The 22,822-nt window shown below is 74.3% G+C and carries 23 protein-coding genes; 12 read left to right on the top strand and 11 right to left on the bottom strand.

Annotated features, from left to right (window positions below; all coding sequences use genetic code 11):
• Positions 1-105 precede the first annotated feature (105 nt).
• The 7 genes from idi to OSR43_RS05540 are packed head-to-tail and all read left to right on the top strand — an operon-like array spanning position 106 to position 5,817.
• Entirely contained in the window at positions 106-669 is a 564-nt protein-coding gene (gene idi, locus OSR43_RS05570) for an isopentenyl-diphosphate Delta-isomerase (protein WP_367891514.1), read from the top strand.
• A complete protein-coding gene (locus tag OSR43_RS05565) occupies positions 666-1,721 on the top strand; it encodes a polyprenyl synthetase family protein (RefSeq protein WP_302270132.1) in 1,056 nt (351 codons plus the stop codon). Before idi ends, OSR43_RS05565 begins: the two co-directional genes overlap by 4 nt.
• Positions 1,718-2,644, top strand: a complete 927-nt coding sequence (locus OSR43_RS05560; RefSeq protein ID WP_302270131.1) for a squalene/phytoene synthase family protein — start codon at positions 1,718-1,720, stop codon at positions 2,642-2,644. Before OSR43_RS05565 ends, OSR43_RS05560 begins: the two co-directional genes overlap by 4 nt.
• Positions 2,641-4,260, top strand: a complete 1,620-nt coding sequence (gene crtI, locus OSR43_RS05555; RefSeq protein WP_302270129.1) for a phytoene desaturase family protein — start codon at positions 2,641-2,643, stop codon at positions 4,258-4,260. The genes OSR43_RS05560 and crtI overlap by 4 nt, the downstream gene beginning before the upstream one ends.
• Positions 4,257-4,601, top strand: coding sequence for a lycopene cyclase domain-containing protein (locus tag OSR43_RS05550; protein WP_302270128.1), 345 nt, complete (start codon positions 4,257-4,259; stop codon positions 4,599-4,601). The genes crtI and OSR43_RS05550 overlap by 4 nt, the downstream gene beginning before the upstream one ends.
• A complete protein-coding gene (locus OSR43_RS05545; RefSeq protein ID WP_302270127.1) occupies positions 4,598-4,906 on the top strand; it encodes a lycopene cyclase domain-containing protein in 309 nt (102 codons plus the stop codon). The genes OSR43_RS05550 and OSR43_RS05545 overlap by 4 nt, the downstream gene beginning before the upstream one ends.
• 2 nt (positions 4,907-4,908) lie before the next feature.
• On the top strand, positions 4,909-5,817 hold the full coding sequence (locus OSR43_RS05540) for a prenyltransferase (protein ID WP_302270125.1): 909 nt from the start codon (positions 4,909-4,911) through the stop codon (positions 5,815-5,817).
• A 78-nt stretch (positions 5,818-5,895) separates the two neighbouring features.
• Here OSR43_RS05540 and OSR43_RS05535 read toward each other — a convergent pair whose 3' ends face one another.
• From OSR43_RS05535 to OSR43_RS05515, 5 genes are all read right to left on the bottom strand, one after another.
• Positions 5,896-6,636 (bottom strand): glycosyltransferase family 2 protein, encoded by a 741-nt coding sequence (locus tag OSR43_RS05535; protein ID WP_302270122.1) that lies wholly within the window; start codon positions 6,634-6,636, stop codon positions 5,896-5,898.
• A complete protein-coding gene (locus OSR43_RS05530; RefSeq protein WP_302270120.1) occupies positions 6,633-7,184 on the bottom strand; it encodes a hypothetical protein in 552 nt (183 codons plus the stop codon). Before OSR43_RS05530 ends, OSR43_RS05535 begins: the two co-directional genes overlap by 4 nt.
• Positions 7,185-7,240: 56 nt before the next feature.
• Entirely contained in the window at positions 7,241-8,350 is a 1,110-nt protein-coding gene (locus OSR43_RS05525; protein ID WP_302270118.1) for a hypothetical protein, read from the bottom strand.
• Complete coding sequence (locus OSR43_RS05520) at positions 8,347-8,922, bottom strand: SigE family RNA polymerase sigma factor (protein ID WP_302270117.1); 576 nt, start codon at positions 8,920-8,922, stop codon at positions 8,347-8,349. The genes OSR43_RS05525 and OSR43_RS05520 overlap by 4 nt, the downstream gene beginning before the upstream one ends.
• Before the next feature lie 81 nt (positions 8,923-9,003).
• The gene (locus OSR43_RS05515) at positions 9,004-13,902 is read right to left on the bottom strand and encodes an NAD-glutamate dehydrogenase (RefSeq protein WP_302271585.1); all 4,899 of its coding nucleotides are present in this window, start codon (positions 13,900-13,902) and stop codon (positions 9,004-9,006) included.
• 72 nt (positions 13,903-13,974) lie between these two features.
• Here OSR43_RS05515 and OSR43_RS05510 point away from each other — a divergent pair, with 72 nt between their 5' ends.
• Both OSR43_RS05510 and OSR43_RS05505 read left to right on the top strand, forming a co-directional pair.
• Positions 13,975-14,454, top strand: a complete 480-nt coding sequence (locus OSR43_RS05510) for a DUF2505 domain-containing protein (RefSeq protein WP_302270116.1) — start codon at positions 13,975-13,977, stop codon at positions 14,452-14,454.
• Positions 14,454-14,948, top strand: a complete 495-nt coding sequence (locus tag OSR43_RS05505) for a DUF2505 domain-containing protein (RefSeq protein ID WP_302270115.1) — start codon at positions 14,454-14,456, stop codon at positions 14,946-14,948. The genes OSR43_RS05510 and OSR43_RS05505 overlap by 1 nt, the downstream gene beginning before the upstream one ends.
• Before the next feature lie 124 nt (positions 14,949-15,072).
• On the opposite strand, the gene OSR43_RS05500 is transcribed toward OSR43_RS05505, so the two are convergent.
• The 4 genes from OSR43_RS05500 to OSR43_RS05485 are packed head-to-tail and all read right to left on the bottom strand — an operon-like array spanning position 15,073 to position 18,692.
• Positions 15,073-15,204, bottom strand: coding sequence for a hypothetical protein (locus tag OSR43_RS05500; RefSeq protein WP_302270114.1), 132 nt, complete (start codon positions 15,202-15,204; stop codon positions 15,073-15,075).
• Positions 15,205-15,206: 2 nt separating this feature from the next.
• Positions 15,207-16,835, bottom strand: a complete 1,629-nt coding sequence (pruA, locus tag OSR43_RS05495) for an L-glutamate gamma-semialdehyde dehydrogenase (RefSeq protein ID WP_302270113.1) — start codon at positions 16,833-16,835, stop codon at positions 15,207-15,209.
• Between the two features lie 19 nt (positions 16,836-16,854).
• Complete coding sequence (locus tag OSR43_RS05490; protein WP_302270111.1) at positions 16,855-17,202, bottom strand: hypothetical protein; 348 nt, start codon at positions 17,200-17,202, stop codon at positions 16,855-16,857.
• Positions 17,199-18,692: a wax ester/triacylglycerol synthase family O-acyltransferase gene (locus OSR43_RS05485; RefSeq protein WP_302270110.1), complete on the bottom strand. Its 1,494-nt coding sequence runs from the start codon at positions 18,690-18,692 to the stop codon at positions 17,199-17,201. The genes OSR43_RS05490 and OSR43_RS05485 overlap by 4 nt, the downstream gene beginning before the upstream one ends.
• Positions 18,693-18,849: 157 nt before the next feature.
• Between OSR43_RS05485 and OSR43_RS05480 the strand changes: the two genes are divergently transcribed.
• Together OSR43_RS05480 and OSR43_RS05475 are read left to right on the top strand one after the other, a co-directional pair.
• Complete coding sequence (locus OSR43_RS05480; RefSeq protein WP_302270108.1) at positions 18,850-19,209, top strand: hypothetical protein; 360 nt, start codon at positions 18,850-18,852, stop codon at positions 19,207-19,209.
• Positions 19,206-20,531 carry a hypothetical protein gene (locus tag OSR43_RS05475; RefSeq protein WP_302270106.1) on the top strand — a complete coding sequence of 442 codons (1,326 nt, stop codon included), beginning with the start codon at positions 19,206-19,208 and terminating at the stop codon, positions 20,529-20,531. The genes OSR43_RS05480 and OSR43_RS05475 overlap by 4 nt, the downstream gene beginning before the upstream one ends.
• Here the strand turns inward: OSR43_RS05475 and OSR43_RS05470 are convergent.
• Both OSR43_RS05470 and OSR43_RS05465 read right to left on the bottom strand, forming a co-directional pair.
• Complete coding sequence (locus OSR43_RS05470; RefSeq protein ID WP_302270105.1) at positions 20,494-21,834, bottom strand: hypothetical protein; 1,341 nt, start codon at positions 21,832-21,834, stop codon at positions 20,494-20,496. The two genes, OSR43_RS05475 and OSR43_RS05470, sit on opposite strands and share 38 nt — an antisense overlap.
• On the bottom strand, positions 21,831-22,478 hold the full coding sequence (locus OSR43_RS05465; RefSeq protein WP_302270104.1) for a hypothetical protein: 648 nt from the start codon (positions 22,476-22,478) through the stop codon (positions 21,831-21,833). The genes OSR43_RS05470 and OSR43_RS05465 overlap by 4 nt, the downstream gene beginning before the upstream one ends.
• 99 nt (positions 22,479-22,577) lie before the next feature.
• Between OSR43_RS05465 and OSR43_RS05460 the strand changes: the two genes are divergently transcribed.
• Positions 22,578-22,817, top strand: a complete 240-nt coding sequence (locus tag OSR43_RS05460; RefSeq protein ID WP_302270103.1) for a helix-turn-helix domain-containing protein — start codon at positions 22,578-22,580, stop codon at positions 22,815-22,817.
• The last annotated feature ends 5 nt before the right edge of the window (positions 22,818-22,822 follow it).

Below are 22,822 nucleotides of genomic sequence, written 5' to 3'. Positions count from 1 at the left end.
CTCACCCGAACGCATGAGCCCGGGCGGGCTCGGGTAACGGGGAGGACGCACGGACGCGTGCACACACACGACGCAGCACCCGCGGCTGCACGACAGGGGAGGACGGTGACGGTGTCCGCGACCCCTGATCTCGTGGTGCTGCTGGACGACGACGGGCACCCCTGCGGGACCGCGCCCCGAGCCACCGTGCACACCACCGACACCCCCCTGCACCTGGCGTTCTCCTGCTACGTGCTCGACGGGGAGGGCCGGGTGCTGGTGACCCGGCGCGCGGTCACCAAGCGCACCTGGCCGGGCGTCTGGACCAACTCCTTCTGCGGCCACCCCCGTCCCGGCGAGGACCCCGTCGCGACCGTCCACCGGTACGCCGAGCACGAGCTGGGCCTCGAGCTCACCGACGTGCGCTGCGTGCTGCCGGAGTTCCGCTACCGCGCGGTGGACCCGGGCGGCATCGTCGAGAACGAGCTGTGCCCGGTCTACTCCGCCCGCACCGACGGCCTCCCCCGGCACCACCCCGACGAGGTCGAGGAGAGCCGCTGGCTGTCCCTCGAGGAGCTCCGCGCCGCCCTGGCGGCCGCGCCGTGGGCGCTCAGCCCGTGGCTGCGGGAGCAGGCCGCCGAGCTCGAGGCGGCCGGCTGGTTCGCGAGCCAGGTCGGGGCGCGGCCATGACCGGAGCCGACGCCGCGGGTCCTGCCGACGACTGGGTGCGCCGCGCGGTCGACGACCAGCTCGCGCCGCCCCTCGACGCCGCCCCGGGTCCCGACGAGGCCGCACTCGGCCGGGCGCTGGCCGACGCGACGGTCGGGGGCAAGCAGTTCCGCCCGCGGCTGGTGGAGTCGGTGCACCGGCTGCTCGGCGGGCGCCGGCCCGACGCCGTACCCCCCGTCGCGGCGGCGATCGAGCTGCTCCACACCGCCTTCGTCGTCCACGACGACGTGATCGACGGTGACGAGACCCGACGCGGCCGGCCCAGCGCCCCCGGCACCTTCCGCACCCACGCCGAGCGCGCCGGTGCCTCCCCCGAGGCCGCCGACGCCTACGCGCTCGCGGGCGCCGTGCTCACCGGCGACCTCGCGCTCGCCGCCGCCGTGCGCGCGGTCGCCACCGCTCCCGCTCCCCCGGCGACCGTCGGCCGCCTGCTCGACCTCCTCGACTGCGCGCTGCGGATCTCCGCCGCCGGCGAGCTGGCCGACGTCCGGTTCTCGATGGGCCTCGCAGAGCCGTCACTGGCCGACGTGCTGACGATGGAGGAGCACAAGACGGCCGTCTACTCCTTCGAGCTGCCCCTGCAGTACGGCGCGGTGCTCGCCGACGCCGACGAGGCGGTCGTGCTGGGGCTCGGCCGGGTCGGTCGCCAGCTGGGCCTGGCCTACCAGCTCCTCGACGACGTCCAGGGCGTCTTCGGCGACCCCGACCGCACCGGCAAGTCGGCGCTGGGCGACCTGCGCGAGGGCAAGCGCACGCCGCTGGTCGTCCACGCCCGCACCACCTCGGCCTGGCCGGTCGTCCGTCGTCACCTCGGTGACCCGGACCTCACCCCCGACGCCGCCGCCGAGGTGCGCCGCGCACTGGAGTCCGGCGGCTCCCGGGCGTTCGTGGAGGACCTCGCCGCCGGCTACGTCGCGGCCGCCACCGAGCAGACCGCCGAGCTCGGCCTCCCCGCGGAGCTGGTCGCCTGGGTGGGCGACATGTCCCAGAACCTGACCCGAGGAGCAGCATGACCGCGATGGAGCGCAGCCCGGGCGGCTCCGAGGAGCACCGGCCCACCCCCGCGGCCGGCAGCCCGCCGGGCAGCCCGGCCGACGACTACGACCGGGTGGCGGAGGCCGCCTCGGCGGTCGTCATCAAGCGCTACTCCTCCTCCTTCGGGCTGGCCACGCGGCTGCTCGCGGAGCCGGTCCGCACCCACGTCCGCAACGTCTACGCGATGGTCCGCGTCGCCGACGAGGTCGTCGACGCGCCGCGCCCCGACGGCACCCGCGCGCACCAGGCCCGCGTGCTCGACGCGCTCGAGGCCGACGTCCGCTCCGCCATGACCAGCGGGCACAGCGCCAACCTGGTGGTGCACGCGTTCGGGCGCACCGCCCGCACCTGCGGCATCGACCGGTCGCTGGTCGACCCGTTCTTCGCGTCCATGCGCACCGACCTCTTCCGCGGCGAGCACGACGAGGAGTCCTTCGCCCGCTACGTCTACGGCTCCGCCGAGGTCGTCGGGCTGATGTGCCTGCGCGCGTTCCTCGCCGGGCAGCCCGACGCGGACGCGACGTACGACCGCCTCACGCCGGGGGCCCGGCGCCTCGGCGCGGCGTTCCAGAAGGTGAACTTCCTGCGCGACATCGCCGCCGACGACGGGGACCTCGGCCGGCACTACTTCCCCGGGCTCGACCCCACCTACCTCGACGACCGCACCCGCGACCTGCTGCTCGCCGACATCGAGGCCGACCTCGACGCGGCCGCCGCGGCCATCCCCCAGCTGCCGGCCGGCTGCCGCAGCGCGGTGCTGCTCGCGCACGGGCTCTTCGCCGAGCTCTGCGTCCGGCTCCGCGCCACCCCGGCCGAGCGCATCCGCACCGAGCGGGTGCGCGTGCCGGGCCCGACCAAGGCCCGCGTCGTGGCCCGCACCCTCGTCCGGGGCTCGCGATGAGCGCGCGGGGCGGGTCCGCGGCGACGCCCGGCACCGCCGTCGTCATCGGCGGCGGGATCACCGGCCTGGCCACGGCGGCGCTGCTGGCCGCGGACGGCTGGTCGGTCGACCTGCTCGAGCAGCGGGACGAGGTCGGCGGCCGGGCGGGCTCCTGGGAGGCCGACGGCTTCCGCTTCGACACCGGGCCGTCGTGGTACCTCATGCCGGAGGTCTTCGAGCACTTCTTCGCCATGCTCGGCACGAGCGCGGCCGAGGAGCTGGACCTGGTCCGGCTCGACCCCGGTTACCGCGTCTTCTTCCAGGACCGTGACGAGCACCTGGACGTCGCCGCCGACCGCGACGCCAACATCGCGCTCTTCGAGTCCGTGCAGCCGGGCGCCGGCGACGCGCTCGCGGCGTACCTCGACTCCGCACGGCACGTCTACGACCTCGCGGTGCAGCAGTTCCTCTACACCAGCTTCGAGTCCAGCGCCTCGCTGCTGAGCGCCAGCATCCTGCGCAACGGGCCCCGGCTGTCCGGCCTGCTCACCCGCTCGCTGGAGAGCCACGTCGCCGCCCGCTTCGAGGACCCGCGGCTGCGCCAGGTCCTGGGCTACCCCGCGGTCTTCCTCGGCACCTCGCCGGAGCGGGCGCCGAGCATGTACCACCTGATGAGCTGGATGGACCTCGCCGACGGGGTGCTCTACCCCCGGGGCGGGTTCACGACGCTGATCGAGGCCATCGCGCGGCTGGCCGAGCAGCGCGGTGTGCGCATCCGCACCGGCTGCACGGTCGAGGAGATCCGGACCCGGCCCGCCGGTCGCGGACGCGCCGTCGCCGAGGGGGTGTCGTACGTCGACCCCTCGGGCGCGCGGGAGCGGCTCGACGCCGACGTCGTCGTCGGCGCGGCCGACCTGCACCACCTCGAGACCCGGCTGCTCCCCCGCTCCCTGCAGACCTATCCCGAGCAGTGGTGGGCCAAGCGCGACGCCGGTCCCGGGGCCGTGCTCGCGCTGCTCGGCGTGGACGGCGAGCTGCCCGAGCTGGCGCACCACTCGCTGTTCTTCACCACCGACTGGCGGGCGAACTTCGACGACATCTTCGGCGCGACCCGCCGGGTGCCCGACCCCGCCTCGATCTACGTGTGCCGTCCCAGCGCCACCGACGACACCGTCGCTCCCGCCGGCAAGGAGAACCTGTTCGTGCTCATCCCGGTGCCGGCCGACCCCGGCATCGGCCACGGCGGCACCGACGGCGCCGGCGACCCGGCGGTCGAGAAGGCCGTCGACGCGGCCATCGAGCAGGTCGCCACCTGGGCCGGCGTGCCGGACCTGGCCGCGCGCGTGGAGGTGCGGCGCACCATCGGCCCCGCCGACTTCGAGGACGAGCTGAGCTCCTGGCAGGGCGGCGCGCTCGGGCCCGGGCACGTGCTCAAGCAGAGCGCCTTCTTCCGCGCCGGGAACGTCTCCCGCAAGGTCGACGGGCTGTTCTACGCCGGCTACGCCACCCGGCCCGGGATCGGCCTGCCGATGTGCCTGATCTCCGCCGAGCTGGTGCTCAAGCGGCTGCGGGCCGACCGCTCGACCGGACCCTCCCCCGAGCCCGAGCCCGAGCCGGCACCGGAGCCGGCCGCGTGAGCGTCCTGTACCTCCTCTCGATCATCGTCCCGACCGTCTGCATGGGGCTGGTCGACCGGAGGTGGCGGCTGTTCCTCTTCCGCCCCGGCCGCGCCGGGCGGGCCGTCGCCGTGGTGGCCACCGGGACGGTGTTGTTCCTCGTGTGGGACCTGATCGCGATCGGCGCCGACATGTACCACCGCGGTGAGTCCGACGCGATGACCGGGATCGAGCTGGCCCCCGAGCTGCCGCTGGAGGAGCTGTTCTTCATCGTTTTCCTCTGCTACCTCACGATGGTGCTGCACCAGCTCTTCGTGCTGCTGCTGGCCCGGCCGTCCGCCCGCTCGCGGGAGGCCGCGTGACGTACGCCGGGCTCGCGGGGATCTTCCTCGTCCTCGCCGCCGCCGTCCTCGTCCTCGCCGCGGTGCGCCGCCGGCCGGGACGCACGTGGTGGGCGGCGACCGCGCTGACCGCCGCCGCGCTGTTCGTCCTCACCGTCGTCTTCGACAGCCTGATGATCATCGCCGACCTGTTCCGCTACGGCGAGGGCGCGGAGCCGGCGTTCCTGCTGTGGAAGGCGCCGGTCGAGGACCTCGCCTGGCCGCTCGCCGCGGTGCTGGCGCTGCCCGCCCTGTGGAGCCTGCTGTCGAAGGAGGAGGATCGGTGACCGTGACCGCCACCGTGCCCGCCGGCCACCACCAGCCCCGCCGGGGACCGCTCCCGCTGCTGGGCCAGGTCCTCGCGTCCTCCCGTCCGCTCTCCTGGGTCAACACCGCCTACCCGTTCGCCGCGGCGTACCTCCTCGCCGGCGGCGGCGTCGACCTCGTCCTGGTCCTCGGCGCGCTGTGGTTCCTGGTGCCGTACAACCTGCTGATGTACGGCGTGAACGACGTCTTCGACTACGAGTCCGACATCCGCAACCCGCGGAAGGGCGGCGTGGAGGGGGTCGTGCTCGACCGGTCGGTGCACCGGCTCACCATCACCCTGGCGATCGCCAGCAACGTGCCGTTCGTCGCCTACCTGCTCGCCGTCGGCGACGGCCTGTCCGCGGTGGTGCTGGCCGTGAGCGTCTTCGCGGTCGTGGCGTACTCCGCGCCGGTGCTGCGCTTCAAGGAGCGGCCGTTCCTCGACTCCCTCACCTCCAGCACGCACTTCACCAGCCCGGCGGTCCTGGGCCTCGCGCTGGCCGACGCCCCCGCCGACACCACCACCGTCGCCGCGGTCGTGGGGTTCTTCCTCTGGGGCATCGGCTCGCACGCCTTCGGCGCCGTCCAGGACGTCACCGCCGACCGCGCCGGCGGCATCGCCTCGATCGGCACCGTCATCGGCGCCCGCGGCACGGTGTGGTTCGCGCTCGCGGCGTACGTCGCCTCCGGCCTCGTCCTGCTCGCCTGCGGCTGGCCCGGCGCGCTCGCCGCGCTGCTCGTCCTGCCGTACGTCGCGAACGTCGCGCCGTTCCTCCGCGTCACCGACGAGACCTGCGAGGGCGCCAACGCCGGCTGGCGGCGCTTCCTGTGGCTCAACTACGTCACCGGGTTCCTCGTCACCCAGCTGTTCATCTTCATCGCGCTGCGCTGAGGTGCCGGGCGGCCGGCCGGGTGACGTTTCATCGGCTGGCCGCTGGAACTGTCGGTCGGCCGATGAAGCTCCCCCCGCTCACCGCGAGAACCGGTCGCGCCACCGCAGCCACGGCGGCTGCACGGCCCAGTTGACCTCGATCGTGCGGCGGGCGCGGAGGAACCGCCGGCGGAGCTGGGCGCTGCCGCGCAGGCTGCGGCCGGAGACGCCGACCGCGAGCATCGGGTCCAGCCGGATCCGGCGGTTCGGTCCGAGCACGAAGGCGAGGTCCATGTCGTCGTGCAGGTCGGGGTCGTCGCGGTGGACGTCGGCCCGCACGGCCTCCCAGGTGGAGCGGCGCACCGCCATGCTCGACCCCCAGAGTGCGGTGTGGCCCAGCGCGAGGTGGGTGAGCAGGTAGTAGGCGCCGAGGTACGCCGCGGCCGCGACGTGGCGGACCCCCCACGGCAGGTCGTGGAAGGCGCCGACGCCGGTGGCCGCGTCGAGCCCCGGGTCGCTCATCCGCCGCGCCACCCGCTCGACCCAGCGGGGACCGGGCCGGGAGTCCGCGTCGAGCCGGGCGATGACGTCGCCCGAGGCGGCGTCGTACCCCCGGGCGGCCGCGGACGGGATGCCCACCGCCGGCTCCTCGACGACACGAGCGCCGAGCTCGCGGGCGACCGCGGCGGTGTCGTCGGTCGAGCCGTTGTCGACCACCACGACCTCGAGCGGCGCGACGCTCTGGTGGGCCAGCAGCTCCAGGCACCGGCGCAGCGCGGGGGCGTCGTCGCGGGCAGGGATCACCACGCTGACGCTCGGGCGCCCCGCAGCGGCCCTCACCGGCGCGCCCCGCGCAGCAGTAGCCCGCTGCCGAGCAGCACCCCGGCGACCAGCGCGCCGACCATCCCGGCGGCCAGGTCGCCCAGCGTGTCGTCGTACCCGACCTGGATCCGGCTGTCGAGGAACGTGTGCCCGTACCACTCGCCGAACTCCCAGACGAGGGCCAGCGTCGTGCCGGTGGCGGCCGTCATCACGGTGACCGCGGTGCGCGGGAACCGCAGGTGGGCGTCGACCGCGGACGCAATGCCGAGGCGCACGAGGACGAACTGCACGAGCGCCGCGATCAGGCCGGTCGCGGCGGCGTGCACGACGACGTCGAGCCACGGGACGGCGAGGTACCAGTCGAGGACCGCCGCCCAGGCCGCGACGAGGATCGTCAGGCTGTAGGTCATGTCGAGCGCCGCCGGCGCGGAGACCGCCCGCGGCACCATCGTCCCGCCGAGCACGAGGAAGAACACCGCCCCCGCGATCCCGCCGTACGCCGCGAGGCCGACCACCAGGCTCACGAACGCGGCGACCCGCACCCCGTCCGCCGCCACCACGTTCACGCCCGTGAGCCTAGGGGGCCGTCCCCGCCGCGCGCGGACGAGGACTCCTCCTCACCTCACCCGTCGACGCCGATGAACTGCGGGTCCCCGCCCAGCGTCACCAGCCGCCCGAGGTCGACGCACCGGCCCGAGGGGACGTCGCAGTCGTGGACCCGGACGCCCTGCCCCCGCCGGTCCGGCACCGCGGTCAGGACCGACCCGTCGGTGTCGACCGCCCACCAGCCGTACTGCGGACCCGGCCCGGTCGCTCCCTCGTCGAGCACCAGCGGCGCCCCGCCCTGAGCGGTCGGCCGGAGCGTGCTGGACCAGGACAGGACGTGGGCGCCGTCGAAGGTCAGCTGGGCGTCGACGGCCCCGGGGACGAGCCGGTAGTCGGCGGCGGCCGGCCCGTCGGGCGGCGGTCCGTCGTAGAGCAGTACGCCGTTGCGCAGGTCCGCGACCCGCGTGCCTGCCCCGGCCAGCCGCTGCTCGGCACCGGTCGCGGTGTCCCACACGGTGGTGCCGTCCTCGTCGCGCAGGACGACGACGCCGTCGTCGAGCGCGTCCACCGCCAGGCCGGGGCGGTCCTCGACGTCCAGGGCGGCCACCCGCCGATCGGCGGCGAGGTCGCGGACCAGGACGGTTCGCCGCCCCGCGAGCACGGCGCCGTACGCCACGAAGGGTTTCGCGCTGTCCGCCTTCGCCGTCGGCACCGGCCCGCCGGCCCGCTCCGCCCCCGGCTCCAGCGCACGGGTGCGGCCGTCCTCGCCGAGGAGCATCGGCACCCCGCCGTCGTAGTAGACCAGCCCGAACGGCGTCGCGGCGCCGTCCACGTCGATCCTTCCCAGGTCGTCGGCCGGAAAGGTCCGGCCCCCGAGGTGCACCTCGACGCCCGGGTCGGCGTAGGCCCGCAGCCCCTCGTCGAAGTCGAGCCTTCCGAGCGGGACGACGTCGCGGCCCTCGTCACCCCCGCCGTCCCCGCCGTCCAGGCCGATGGCGACCCCTCCGGCGACCACCGCCGAGGCGAGCACGACGGCGGCGCCGGAGCGCACGGCGACACGGCGCCGCCGCAACCGGCGCCCCGCCTCCTTCGCGCGCCCGGGGTCACCGGCCGGGGGCGAGAGCGACCCCAGCCGCTCCTCCAGCAGGTCGCTCAGCACCGGCTGGTCCGGCAGGTCGCCGCTCATGCCTCGTCTCCGTTCCGCAGGTCGGCGCCCTCGCGGCGCAGGTGGGCGAGGGCCTTGGACGCCTGGGACTTCACCGTGCCGCGGGAACAGCCCAGGACGTCGGCGATGGCGGCCTCCGAGAGGTCCTCGTAGTAGCGCAGCACCACCACCGCCCGCTGCCGCGGCGGTAGCTCGAGCACCGCCGTCCAGAGCCGGTCGCGCAGGACGACGGCGGTCTCCAGCCCCGCCCCCGGCGCCCGGTCGCCGAGCGGCTCCACCCGCTCGTGCGGCCGCTCGCGCCGGCCCCAGCCGTGCCGTCGGGACCCGAGCACCTCGTTGACCGCCATCCGCCGGACGTACGCCTCGGGATCGTCGGCCGCGGCGACCCGCCGCCATCCCGCGTACGCCTTGGCGAAGGCCGACTGCAGGGCGTCCTCAGCGGCCGCGGCGTCACCGGCGACGAACAGCGTCGTGCGGTACAGGCGCGGCCAGGAGGCCCGGAAGAACTCGTCGTACGACGCGTCGCTGCCGTCCACCCGGCCTCCCTCGGCTGCCACCACCTCCGCGGCAGGCCCGCCCGTCGTGCTGCTCACTCCCTGCAGATGCTCCGAGCACGGGTCGGGGTTGCCCCGTCCCGCGAGATTCCGGTCAGCCCACCAGGTCAGCCCACCGGGTCAGCCCACCAGGCCGCGGACGACCCGGAGCCCGACCGAGAGCCGGGCCAGGTCCGCGCCCTCGTCGGCGCAGATCTCGTCGAGGGTGGCCGCGGCCCGTCCGACGAGGGTGCCGTCCGCCTCCTCCCAGGCCGCGACCCGGGCGGGTGCCGGCTCCTCGGCGGAGGTCGTGCGGAGCACCTGCGCGGTGAGCTGGGCGTGGACGGAGTGGAGGTCCTCGCGCAGCGCGGCGCGGGCCATCGTCTGCCAGCGGTCCTGCCGCGGCAGGGCGACGATCCGCTCGAGCACGGCCGAGAGGCCCAGCCGCTCGCCGAGGGTGAAGTGGACCCGCGCGACGTCGGTGGCGTCCAGGCCCTCGCGGGCGGCGGTCTCCACGATCCCCAGCACGGCGTACGCCGGCGACAGCACCGCCACCCGCTCGGCGAGGTCCTCGGGGACGCCGTCGCGCACCAGCCGGTCGCGGCGCTGCTCCCACGCGGCGAGCTCCCGGCCGGTCATCAGCTCCGGCAGCCGGGCGACGACCGCCTGCACCGGGCCGCGGAACTCCTCGACCGTCGCCTGGCTGTCCAGCGGCGGCCGGCGGTGCGTGATCAGCCACCGGGTGGCCCGCTCGACCAGGGTGCGCATCTCGATCCGCATCCGGGTCTGGACGGCCGCGTCGATCCGGTTGTCGTAGCCCTGCAGCTCCAGCCGGAGCGGGAGCGAGGCGAAGACCTCCCGCGCGACGAAGTTGGCCCGGGTCAGGTCGGCCGCGCCGGCACCGGTCTCCCCCGCCAGCCGCGGCACGAACGTCATCCCGGCGCCGTTGACCAGGTCGTTGACGACCTGGGTCACGATGATCTCCCGGCGCAGCGGGTGGGCCTCGACCTGCTCGCCGAACCCCTCCCGCACCGGCTGGGGGAAGTAGGAGCGCAGGTCCAGCTCGAGGTAGGGGTCGTCGGGCAGGTCGGAGGCGAGGAGCTGGTCGGCCAGGACGATCTTCGTCCACGACAGCAGCACCGCCAGCTCGGGCGCGGTCAGGCCCTCGTGCCGGTCGAGCCGGCGACGCACCTCCGCGCGGGACGGCAGGCCCTCGACCTCCCGCTGCAGGACGCCCTCGCCCTCCAGCCGCCGCATCCACTCCTCGTGCACGTGCAGCAGCGACGGGGCGTGGGCGGCGGCGTTGGCGAGCGCCAGGTTCTGCTCGTAGTTGTCGCGCAGGACCAGCTCGGCGACCTCGTCGGTCATCTCGGCCAGCACCGCGTTGCGCTGCTTGGTCGTCAGGTCGCCGTCCCGTACGACGCGGTCGAGCAGGATCTTGATGTTGACCTCGTGGTCGGAGGTGTCGACGCCGGCGGAGTTGTCGATGAAGTCGGTGTTGATCCGGCCGCCCGTGCCGCCGAGACCGAAGCGGGCGTACTCGATCCGGCCGGCCTGGGTCAGCCCCAGGTTGCCGCCCTCCCCCACGCACTGCGCGCGCAGGTCGCGGCCGTCCACCCGGATGGCGTCGTTGGCCTTGTCGCCGGCCGCGGCGTGCGGCTCGTCGGAGGCCTTGACGTAGGTGCCGATGCCGCCGTTCCACAGCAGGTCGACCGGCGCCCGGAGGATCGCCCGCATCAGGTCGTTGGGCGCGAGCCGCTCGACGTCGTCGGGCAGGCCGAGCGCGCGGCGTACCTGCGGGGAGACCGGCACCGACTTCGCCGACCGCGACCACACGCCGCCGCCCTCGGAGATCAGCGAGGCGTCGTAGTCCTGCCAGCTCGAGCGCGGCAGCTCGAAGAGCCGCCTGCGCTCGGCGTACGACGTGGCCGCGTCGGGGTCGGGGTCGATGAAGATGTCGCGGTGGTCGAAGGCCGCCACCAGCCGGATGTGCTCGGAGCAGAGCATCCCGTTGCCGAAGACGTCGCCGGACATGTCGCCGATGCCGACGGCGGTGAAGTCCTCGGCCTGGCTGTCGATCCCGCGCTCGCGGAAGTGCCGCTGCACCGAGACCCACGCGCCGCGCGCGGTGATGCCCATCGCCTTGTGGTCGTAGCCGACCGACCCGCCGCTGGCGAAGGCGTCGCCGAGCCAGAACCCGTAGTCGTGCGCGACCCCGTTGGCGATGTCGGAGAACGTCGCCGTGCCCTTGTCCGCCGCCACCACCAGGTAGGTGTCGTCGCCGTCGTGGCGCACGACGTGCGGCGCCGGCACGGTCTCCCCGTCGACGAGGTTGTCGGTCACGTCGAGCAGGCCCCGGATGAACGTCCGGTAGCAGTCGACGCCCTCGGCCAGCCACGCCTCGCGGTCGCGGGCGTCGGGCAGCTGCTTGCAGTAGAACCCGCCCTTCGCACCGACCGGCACGATGACGGTGTTCTTGACCATCTGCGCCTTGACCAGGCCGAGCACCTCGGTGCGGAAGTCGTCGCGGCGGTCGGACCAGCGCAGCCCGCCGCGGGCGACCGACCCGAACCGCAGGTGCACGCCCTCGACCCGGGGCGAGTGCACGAAGATCTCGAAGCGGGGCCGCGGTGCGGGGAGGTCGGGGATCTGCGAGGGGTCGAGCTTGAGGGAGAGGTAGCGCCGCGGCGCGCCGCCGGGCAAGTCGTCGGCCGGCCGGAAGTAGTTGGTCCTCAGCGTCGCGCCGACGTGGGTCAGGTACGAGCGCAGGATGCGGTCGTGGTCGAGGCTGGCCACCTCGTCCAGCGCGCGCAGCACCTCCTCGCGCAGCTCCGCCTGGCGTGCGTCGCGGTCGCGCCCGTCCTCGCTCACGTCCTCGCCCCCGTCGGTGTGCTCGAGCGCGGGGTCGAACCGGGTCTCGAAGAGCCGGACCAGCAGCCGGGTGATGTCGACGTTGGCGACCAGCGCCCCGGCGATGGAGCTGAGCGCGAACGGCGAACCGCCCTGGCGCATGTAGCGGGCGTAGGCGCGCAGCACCGACGCCTGGCGCCAGGTCAGCCCCGCCGCCAGCACGAGCGCGTTGAAGCCGTCGGTCTCGTTGTAGCCGTCCCACACCGCGCGCAACGTGTCCTGCACCAGCTCCCGCGCGTGCGGCGGCAGCTCGTGGCCGTGGCGCAGGCCGAACTCGTAGACGAACGAGCGGCGCTCCAGCCCCGTGAGCTCGTAGGGCCGCTCGTCGACCACCTCCACACCGAGCGAGGACAGCATCGGCAGCACGCTCGAGAGCGAGAGCGGCTCGCCGATCCGGAACACCTTGAGCCGCCCCTCCCCCGGCGCGGCGTCGACCTGCTCGTGCAGGGAGAGGTCGATGCCCTCCTCGCCCGGGATCGCCTCGAGCCGGCCGAGGTCGATCGCTGCCGTGCGCGGGGCGAAGTCCTCCTTGTAGGCCTCGGGGAAGGACTCGACGTACCTCCGCCCGAGCGCGGCGCCGGCCTCCTCGCCGTACTCAGCGTGCACCGCGGTCAGGAAGTCGTCGCGCCAGCTGCGGCTCGCGTCGGCAAGGCGCTTCTCGAGGTCCGCGGCGTCGATCTCGGTGGTCGCCGCGCCCGCGGGCAGGTGGACCACGAAGTGCACCCGCGCGGTGGTCGACTCCCCGATCCGGACCGTGAACTCGGTGGACCCGCCGCCGAGCCGCTCGGCGAGGATCGCGGCGAACCGCTCCCGGACCGCGGTGTTGTACCGGTCGCGCGGGAGGTAGACGAGGACCGAGACGTAGCGGCCGTAGGTGTCGAGCCGCGCGAACATGCGCACCGCGCGCCGCTCGCGCGCCTGCATCGCGGCCTCCGCGATCGGGGCGAGCTCGTCGACCGGCGTGTGGAAGAGCTCGTCGCGCGGATAGGTCTCGAGGGTGTCGAGGAGCGCCTTGCCGTCGTGGCTGAGCGGGTCGAAGCCGGACCGGGCGAGCACCTCCGCGGCCTTCTCGCGCAGCAGCGGGATCCGCATGAGCGACTCGGTGTACGCCGCGCTGGAGAACAGCCCGAGGAACCGGCGCTCGCCGACCACCCGGCCGGACTCGTCGAACGTCTTGACGCCGACGTAGTCGAGGTACGCCGGGCGGTGGACCGTGGAGCGCGAGTTGGCCTTGGTCAGCACCAGCAGCGTCTCCTCGCGCGCCTTGGCGCGCACCCGCTCGGGCAGCCGTCCGGACTCCTCGGACTGCGGCGGGTCGAACCGCAGGATGCCGAGCCCGGTGCCGGGGTCGGCGCGCAGGTGGTCGTGGCCGTCGCGTTCCTCGAGGTGGTACTCGCGGTAGCCGAGGAAGGTGAAGTGCTCGTCGGCCAGCCAGGTCAGCAGCTCGCGGCCCTGGCGCACCTCCTCGGGGTCCAGCGGCGGGGGCTGCTCCTCGAGGTCGGCGACGATCTCGCGGACCCGGTCGTGCATCTTGGTCCAGTCCTCGACCGCCTCGCGGACGTCCTCCAGGACCCGCCGGAGGTCCTCCTCGATCCTGGCGGTGTCCTCGTCGTCGGCGACGCGGTCGACCTCGACGTGCATCCAGGACTCCCGCACCGCCCCCGGCGCCGGCTCCTTGGCCCCGTCCTCGACGGGGACGACGGACTGCAGGGCCCCGGTGACGTCGCGGACGACGTCGAAGAGCGGGTGGATCACGACGTGGACGTCGCGCAGCTGGCGGGAGAGCTCCATGGTCAGGGAGTCGACGAGGAACGGCATGTCGTCGACGACCACCTCCACCACCGAGTGACCGGCCGCCGACCAGCCCTGGTCGGCCACCGTCGGCGTGGTGACCCGGATCGCGGCCCGGCCCTGCGGCCGGTCCGCGGCGAGCCGGTGGTGCGACGCGAGCGCGCCGTACACGTCGACCTCGGTGCGGTCCAGGACGTCCTCGGCCGCGACGTGGCGGTAGTAGGCCCGCAGCAGTCCCTCGACGCTGTCGTGGGGTGGTCCCCCGCTCCCGCGCCCCGTCCGCGCCAGCTCGATCGCCCTGCCGATGAGCTCGGCCTTGTCCCGGTCCTGCGTCGCCATTGACACCTCGGTGACCCTAGGCCGTCGTGGACGCCCCCTCAACCGCGCGGGTGGGGCGGCATGATGAGCGCCATGAGGCTCCGTCACGACCTGGTGTACGACGCGCCGCCGCAGGCGGTCTTCGCGATGCTCGCGGACCCGGCGTTCCGCGAGGCGGTGTGCACCGCCATGGGCGTGGTCTCCGCCGAGGTGACCCTGGAGCGGACCGGTGGCGGGTTCACCCTCACCGTCGACCAGGTGCAGCGCACCGACGACCTGCCGTCCTTCGCGCGGACCTTCGCCGGGGAGACGACCCGCGCGGTCCAGCACGAGGATTGGTCCGACACCACCGGGGGCACGGTGCGCATCGAGGCACCCGGCAAGCCGACGACCGTCACCGGGACCGTGACCCTGCGCCCGGAGGGCTCGACCACCCGCGAGGTGGTGGAGCTCGACGTCAAGGTCAAGGTCCCGCTGGTCGGCGGCAGGCTGGAGAAGCTGATGTCGGAGAAGATCGTCGCCGGGCTCGACGCCGAGCACGTCGTCGGTACCGCGTACCTGAAGGGGGCCTGATGGCCAAGCAGATCACCCACGACCTGACGTACGACGCGCCCGCGAGCGCTGTCTACGCCATGCTCACCGACGCGTCGTTCCGCGAGGAGGTCTGCGTCCGGTCCGGCGTGCTGCGCCAGCACGTGACCGTCGAGCCGGCCGCGGGCGACCTCACCACCGGTGCGACCGTCCGCATCCAGCAGTGGCAGAGCGCCGACGGCATCCCGTCGTTCGCCAAGAAGCTGGTCGGCGACGAGATCGAGATCATCCAGGAGGAGACCTGGACCTCCCCCACCGACTGCGACGTCAAGGTCACCATCCCCGGCAAGCCCGGCGAGATGTCCGGCAGCATCCGCCTGCTCGACGAGGCCGGCCACACCACCGAGCACGTCGAGCTCACGATCACCGTCCGCATCCCGCTCGTCGCGGGCAAGATCGAGTCGCTCGTCGCCGACATGCTGCTGAAGTCGCTGAAGGTGGAGAACACCGTCGGCCGGGAGTACCTCGCGCGCTGAGCCGGCGGGGCCGGCGTGGCCGGTCGGCTGCAGGAGTCCCCGGTCCACCGGGGACTCCCTCGCTTCCCGGGGCAGATCTGCCCCGGGAAGCAACGGACTGCCCCGGGAAGCAGCCCACCGGGGATCAGTCCTCGTCGTCCTCCTGGCGCCGGCGCAGCACGATGACCACGCCGAGCACGAGGAACGGCCCGAAGGCGAGCACGAGGGTCAGCACCTGCTCCATCGGGTGGAGGGCGCCGAGGTGCAGCGGGACCACGGTCAGCCCATGTAGGGGTAGCGGTAGTCGGTCGGCGGCACGAACGTCTCCTTGATCGAGCGCGGCGAGGTCCAGCGCAGCAGGTTCACCGCGGCGCCGGCCTTGTCGTTCGTCCCGGACGCGCGCCCGCCGCCGAAGGGCTGCTGGCCGACGACCGCGCCGGTCGGCTTGTCGTTGACGTAGAAGTTGCCGGCAGCGAACCGCAGCTCCTGGCTGGCCCACGCGATCGCGCGGCGGTCGCGGGCGATGACCGCGCCGGTGAGGGCGTACGGCGCGGCCGCCTCCATCGCGCGGGCGACCTTCTCGAAGTCGCCGTCCTCGTAGACGTGGACGGCCAGGATCGGCCCGAAGTACTCGGTGGAGAACATCTCGTCGGTCGGGTCCCCGCCCTCGACGATCGTCGGGCGGACGAACCAGCCGGTCGAGTCGTCGCACTCCCCGCCCACCAGCACGTCCAGCCCGTCGGTGGCGCGGGCCCGCTCGATCGCGGCGGAGTGCTTGGCGAACGCGCGGGCGTCGATGACCGCGCCCATGAAGTTCGACAGGTCGCGGACGTCGCCCATCGCGATCGCCTCGACCTCGGCCACGAGATCGTCCTTCATCGCGTTCCACACCGACCGCGCGACGTACGCACGCGAGGCGGCCGAGCACTTCTGGCCCTGGAACTCGAAGGCGCCGCGGACCAGCGCGGTGCGGACCACGTCGGGGTCGGCGGAGGGGTGGGCCAGCACGAAGTCCTTGCCGCCGGTCTCGCCGACCAGGCGCGGGTAGGCGCGGTAGGAGGCGACGTTCCCACCGACCGTGCGCCACAGGTGCTGGAAGGTCGGGGTCGAGCCGGTGAAGTGGATGCCGGCGAGGTCCGGGTGGCCCAGCGCGACCTGCGAGACGTCGAGCCCGTCGCCGGGGAGCATGTTGATCACGCCCGGCGGCAGACCGGCCTCCTCGAGCAGCTGCATGGTCAGCGACGCGGCCAGCTGCTGGGTGGGCGAGGGCTTCCAGACGACCGTGTTGCCCATCAGTGCCGGCGCGGTGGGCAGGTTGCCGGCGATGGCGGTGAAGTTGAACGGGGTGATCGCGTAGACGAACCCCTCGAGCGGCCGGTGGTCGGTGCGGTTCCAGACCCCGGGGCTGTTCGCGATCGGCTGCTCGCGCAGGATCTGGGCGGCGTAGTGGACGTTGAAGCGCCAGAAGTCGATCAGCTCGCACGCCGCGTCGATCTCGGCCTGGAACGCCGTCTTGGACTGCCCCAGCATCGTCGCTGCGTTCAGCCGCTGCCGCCAGGGCCCGGCCAGCAGGTCCGCGGCGCGCAGCAGCACCGCCGCGCGCTCGTCGAACGGCAGGTCGCGCCAGCCCGGCGCCGCCTCCTTCGCCGCCGCGACCGCCGCCTCGGCGTCCGCGACCGTGCTGTTCCGGGTCACCCCGAGCACGTGCTGGTGGTCGTGGGGCTGGACGACCTCGATCTCGGCGCCGCCGCCCGGGCGCCACTCGCCGCCGACGTACGCCGGCAGCTCGGCGCGGTCCTTCTCCAGCACCGCCACCTCGGCCAGCAGGGCCTCCCGCTCCGGGGTTCCCGGTGCGTAGGTCAGGTTCGGCTCGTTGACCGGGGCCGGCGGGGTCGTGATCGCGTCCATGGGCGCCACGGTACGAGCCTCAGCCCGAGATCAGGAACTCGATCTCCTGCGTCGCGAACCAGGCCAGGTCCTCGTCGGGGTCGGCGTCGACCGGACGGTCCTCGGTGTCCGCGTGCACGGCCACCACCTGCTTCAGCGGCACCGGCCCGTCGGAGGGGGCACCGTCGGCGAGCTCCGCCACGACGACGACCCGCCGGCCCGGGCCCGCGAGCAGCGCCGCCGAGGCGTCCGCGGCGCCCAGCAGCGCGGCGTACTCGCCCTCCTCGGTCTCGTCCGGCGCCACGACGCGGTCGGTCCCGGCCGGGACCTCGCCCGCCGCGTGCCACGCGGCGAGCCCGGTCAGCGTCGTGGGCAGGTAGACCCTCACGGGCGGCTCCCTCGAGGTGGGACGGACCGGGGCGGGGTCGCTCCCGGCGAGGTCGGGCGCGACGCGGACCGGCGTCCCCGCGGAGCCCGCGTCCGGCCGCCGTTGACGGTGTCGAGCAGCTCGTCGAGCGCCTCGGTGAGGCAGGTGCCGAGGAGGTCGGCGTCAGGCAACCGGTCGCGGTCGGCGGTGATGCCGTAGAACACCCCGCCGTCGTACGACGTGGCGCCGACCGCCAGCGGGTGCCCCTGGACCAGCGGGTGCACGGGGTAGCTGGCGACCATCCGCGCGCCGGCGGCGTACAGCGCCGACTGCGGACCGGGGACGTTGGTGACGCTCACCTGGTAGCCGCGCCGGACCTCCGCGGCGGCCAGCCGGGAGCCGATCGCGTGGAAGGTCGTCGGGGCGAAGCCCGCGATCCCCGCGAGCCGGTTCGCGGCGACCCCGCGGCCGGTGTCCTGGTGGACCTGGAAGGAGTAGCTGACCTGGTGCAGGCGCACCACCGGGCTCGCCTCGCCGACCGGGAGGTCCACGTAGTGCGCGGCGATCTGGCTGCCGAGCGACGTGGCCTCGAGCTCGGTGTCGATGACCGAGACCGGCACGACGGCCCGCATCCGGCGGAAGCCGCGCAGCGACTCGTCGCGCGTCATCAGCCAGGCCCGCAGCCCGCCGGTGACCGTGGCCAGGATGACGTCGTTGACGGTGCCGCCGTGGACGTCGCGGACCCGGCGGTAGTCCTCCAGCCGGGTCTCGACCGTCACCACGCGGCGCTGCTGGGAGAGCGGGCCCTCGAGGCCGCCGGAGCCCTGGGGGCGGCGACCGGCGAGGCCGCCGAGCACCCGCCCGGCCGTGCCGGCGGTGGACTCAGCGGTGCGCAGCAGCGCGCCTCCGGTGCCCCGAGCGGTGTCGAGGACGGTGCGCGGGTGGGCCACCGAGTCGCGCGCGGCCTCGGCGAGCATCGCGGCCGAGGACGGTCGCCGCTGCGGCCGCCAGTCGTCGCCGCCGAGGATCTTCGGCTCAGGATTGACGTCGAGGAGCAGCTGGCCGAGGTCGACGGTGTCGACCCCGTCGACCAGCACCTGGTGGGCCTTGGAGAGCAGGGCGACCCGGCCACCGGCGAGACCCTCGACGAGGTACATCTCCCACAGCGGCCGGCTGCGGTCCAGCGGCCGGGAGACGATCCGCCCGACGAGCTCGCGCAGCTGGTCGTGGGTGCCCGGGCGCGGGAGCGCCGAGCGGCGTACGTGGTAGGCGAGGTCGAAGTGCTCGTCGTCGACCCACACGGGGTTCGCGAGGCGGCCCGGCACCTGCTGCAGCCGCTGGCGGTAGCGGGGCACGAAGGAGATCCGGTCGCGGATCAGGCACATCAACCGCTCGTGGTCGAAGCCGGACTCCGCGCACTCGAAGATCTCGACCGTCGCGTTGTGGGCGGGCGCCGACGTCGTCTCCTCGGCCAGGATGGCGAGGTCGCGGGGCCGCAGCCGCTCGCTCATCCCGACCACCCTCCCCCGACTGCCCGTCGGTGCTCGTCCCCGGTCCCCGGCGGGGTCCGGCGCCACGGGACCCGTGCCCGTTCGCGCTTGCTCAACGTGCGATTCTGGCAGACGTCACCTACCCGATCCCATGAGGAAAGTCACCAGCATGCACTCGATGCGACGACTCGCGGCCACCGCCGCGGTCCTGGCCGTGACCCTCGCCACGGGCACTGCCTGCGGCGACGACGAGCCCGCGCCCCAGTCCTCCGGCGACACCGAGACGATCGAGGTCACCTTCGAGGGCGGCACGGTCACGCCGAACGGCGAGCGCGTCGAGGTCAGTGCCGGTCAGGACGTCGAGCTGGTCGTGCAGGCCGACGAGGGCGGCGAGATCCACGTGCACTCCTCGCCCGAGCAGACGCTCGAATACGGCGCCGGGACCACCACGCTGCCGATCACGCTGGACCAGCCGGGTGTCGTCGAGGTCGAGTCCCACGACCTCGACCAGGTGATCGTGCAGCTCGAGGTCCGGTGAGCGACGGGCAGTACCTCGCCCACGGGATCGGCGGCGCCAAGGACCTGCCGATCTCCCCCGAGCTGGCGATCGCCGGCGCGGTGGCCGCCCTGACGGTGTCCTTCACCGTGCTGGCGCTGGCGTGGCGCAAGCCGCGGTACGACGCCGCCACCTCGGGCCGTCCGGCGCCGGCGTTCCTCGAGCGGGTCGTCGACGCCACGGCGTTCCGCGTCGTCCTGCGCGTCCTGGGCATGGCGGTCTTCCTGTACGGCGCGTACGCCGCCGTCCTGGGCCAGGACCTGCTGACCAACCCGGTCTTCGGCATGTTCTACGTGTGGTGGTGGGTCGGCCTGGTGCCGCTGTCGCTGCTCCTGGGGCCGGTGTGGAAGGCGATCAGCCCGGTCCGCACCATCAACCTGCTGTTCGCCCGCGTCTCCGGCGGCGACCCGGACCAGGGCGTCTTCACCTACCCCGAGCGGCTCGGGGTGTGGCCGGCCGCGATCGGCCTCTACGCCTTCGTGTGGATCGAGCTGGTCTACCCGTTCTCCACCGAGCTGGGTCCGGTCCGGCTCTGGGTCGCGACGTACGTCGCGGTGATGCTGCTCGGCGGCGCGCTGTTCGGCAACACCTTCTACGAGCGGGCCGACCCGTTCGAGGTCTACTCCTCGCTCGTGGCCAAGCTGTCCCCCTGGGGACGGCGCGACGGCCGGCTCCTCGTGCGCAGCCCCCTCGCCAACCTCGACTCGGTGACGGTGCGTCCCGGCCTGGTCGCGGTGGTGGCGGTGCTCTTCGGCAGCACGGCGTTCGACTCCTTCAAGGAGTCCACGCCCTGGGTGAAGTTCATCCAGTCCAGCGACGTCTCGGTGCAGCTGCTCAACAACCTGGCGATGCTATCCTTCGTCGTGGGCGTCGGGCTGATCTTCGCGGTCGGCACGATGGCGACCGGGGTCGGCCCCGGCACGGACCGCCGCACCCTGCCCAACCAGTTCGCGCACTCGGTGGTGCCGATCATCGTGGGCTACATCGTGGCCCACTACCTCACCTACCTGGTCCAGGTCGGTCAGCAGACGCTCATCCAGGCCAGCGACCCGCTGAGCAAGGGCCAGGACCTGCTCGGTACCGGCGACTGGGGGGTCAACTACTGGCTCTCCTACCACCCGACGCTGCTGGCGAACACCAAGGTGCTCGCCGTCGTGATCGGCCACGTCGTGGGTGTGGTGGCCGCGCACGACCGCGCGATCCGGCTGCTGCCCAAGCGGCACCAGCTCACCGGCCAGCTGCCGCTGCTGCTGGCGATGGTGGCCTTCACCGTCGGTGGTCTCTACCTGCTGTTCGCCGCCTGAGCCCCCGGCCGGGCCGCCGCCCGGCCGGCGTGGAGCGCGCCGGCGTGGAGCGCGCCGGCGGCGCCCCGGTCCCCGGGACCGGCAACGCCGGCGGGTGCAGGCTGTCCACGACGGCCGCCACCGCACGGGTGACCGGGGACCCGCCCGACTCCAGCAGCGTCCGGCCGGCCACCACCGCGCGGTCCACGCCGGCGCGGTCGTCGGGGACGAAGTGCAACGAGGCCACCCGTCCGAAGCCGGCCACCATCCCCGCGACGTCCTTCTCCGACCACCCGAGCGTCGGACGCATCCGGTTGACCACCACCCGCACCGGCATCCCGCCGGTCACCTCCGCCAGCTCGACGAGCCCGCGCGCGAGGCGCGAGAGACCGATGGGGTCGGCCGTCCCGACCACGAGCAGCTCGTCGGCCGCGCCGACCGCCTCGAGGGTGAGCCGGTTGCGTCCCGGGCGCCCCGGGTCGAGCCCGTCCTCCTCGAGGCTGGGCCCGGTGTCGACCACCGTGTCGCCCTGGTCGCGGGCCACCTCGAGCAGGTGGTCGAGCGCGCCGGCGCGCACCTCCGCCCACCGGTCGGCCCGCGGGAGGCCCGTGACCACGCTGAGGTGCTGGTCCAGGGCGCGCTGGACCGCAGTGAACCCCTCGGCGAGGGTGCCCGCGGTCGCCAGCCGCGCCGCCGACAGGAGCCCCGAGACCTCGTCGAGGATGCCGAGCTGCTGGGCGACGGTCCCGCCGTACGGGTCGGCGTCGACCAGGACCGTACGGCGCCGTCGGGCGGCCAGCTCGGCGGCGACGGCCGCGGCCAGCGTGGTCCGGCCCGGTGCCCCGGCCGGTCCCCACACCACCACCGTCCGGCCCCGGGGGCCGGAGGACCCCGCTCCGGGGACGACCGGCTCGCCCAGCGGCGTGCCCGCCGCCCCGCGGGGGACGGTGGGCGGGGCGTCGGGGGTGGAGACCGCCGCGACGACGGCGTCGGGCAGCAGGTGCAGGGCGGCCTCGCCGACCACGCCCGGGATGCCGATCCGGGAGGCCCGCAGGCGGCCGGCGTCCACCGCGTCCGACGGCACGACCGCGACCGGTTGCACCCCGTGGTGCCGCAGGTGGTCCACCGCGGCGGCGTCGAGGCCGGGTGCGTCGATGCCGACGACCGCGACGTCCGCCTGGCCCGCCGACGCGGCGGCGAGCAGGTCGTCGACGTCCACGCACCGCTTGAGCACGACCACGTCACGCCGACCGTCGATGCGGGTCAGCGCCTCGGACTCCCACGCGGCGCCGGCCGCGACCAGCAGGACGACGACGGGGTTCACGAGACCTGCGCGACGGTCGTGACCGCGTTCTCCACCCGGGACAGCCGGGCGAAGAAGTCCTCGGCGAGGTCCTCGGGCACCGCGACCACCAGCTGCCGCTTCCCGGTCGTCCCGAAGCCGTCGTCGAGGCCGGGGGCGTCGACGACCACGACGTCGTCGAGCGCGGGCCCGTCGGGCGTGCCCGCGGTGCCCCCGAGGTAGACGTCGACGACCGAGCCGTCGTCGACCGCGGGCGGCACCAGCTCGGCGTCCACCGCGAGCGGGACCGACACGGTGCCGGTGTCCTCGACCGAGCCGACCGCGGCCCGCGGCAGCAGCTCGCCCGACCCGACACCGCGCAGCAGCGCCAGGTCGGCCGGGAGCTGCTCGTCGACGGTGAAGTAGCGCTCGACGGCGGAGGGGTCCGCGAAGCGCACCCGCTCGGCCACCAGGTCGGACTCCGAGACCACGTCGCCGGCGCCCAGGTCCGCCCCGACCGCCCAGACCTGGACGGTGTCGTCGGCGCTCTCGAGCAGCCGGGCGCCCAGGACGACCGACCCGGCCACGATGAGGACGCCGATCCACAACCGGGGGTCGCGCCAGCCCGGCGACCCCGTGCGGGTCGCTGCGGGCGGCGCGGCGGAGTTCCCCTGATCGCTGGCCACGGGCACAGTCTGCAGATCCGGGCGCTCCTCGTCACCCCGTCATCCACAGGCGGCGGGGCGCCGGCGGGGCGCGGTGGCGCGAGGTGCCACCATGGCCCCATGGCCGGTACGCCTCGCTTCCTCACGCTCGCCGACGTCGCCGAGGTGCTCAACACCTCGAGCGCGCAGGTGTACGCCCTGGTGCGACGCGGCGAGCTCCCGGCCATCAAGATCGGCGGGCGCGGCCAGTGGCGGGTGGAGTCCAGCCAGCTGGAGGACTTCATCCAGCGGATGTACGACCAGACCCGCACCTTCGTCGACGAGCACCCCTACGTGGAGGCGGAGCCCCGCCCGGAGTGACCGCC

Source organism: Nocardioides sp. Arc9.136 (genome assembly GCF_030506255.1).
Lineage (GTDB): Bacteria > Actinomycetota > Actinomycetes > Propionibacteriales > Nocardioidaceae > Nocardioides.
The sequence above is the reverse complement of the archived record's forward strand: the minus strand, read 5'-3'. Positions and strand labels throughout refer to the sequence as shown.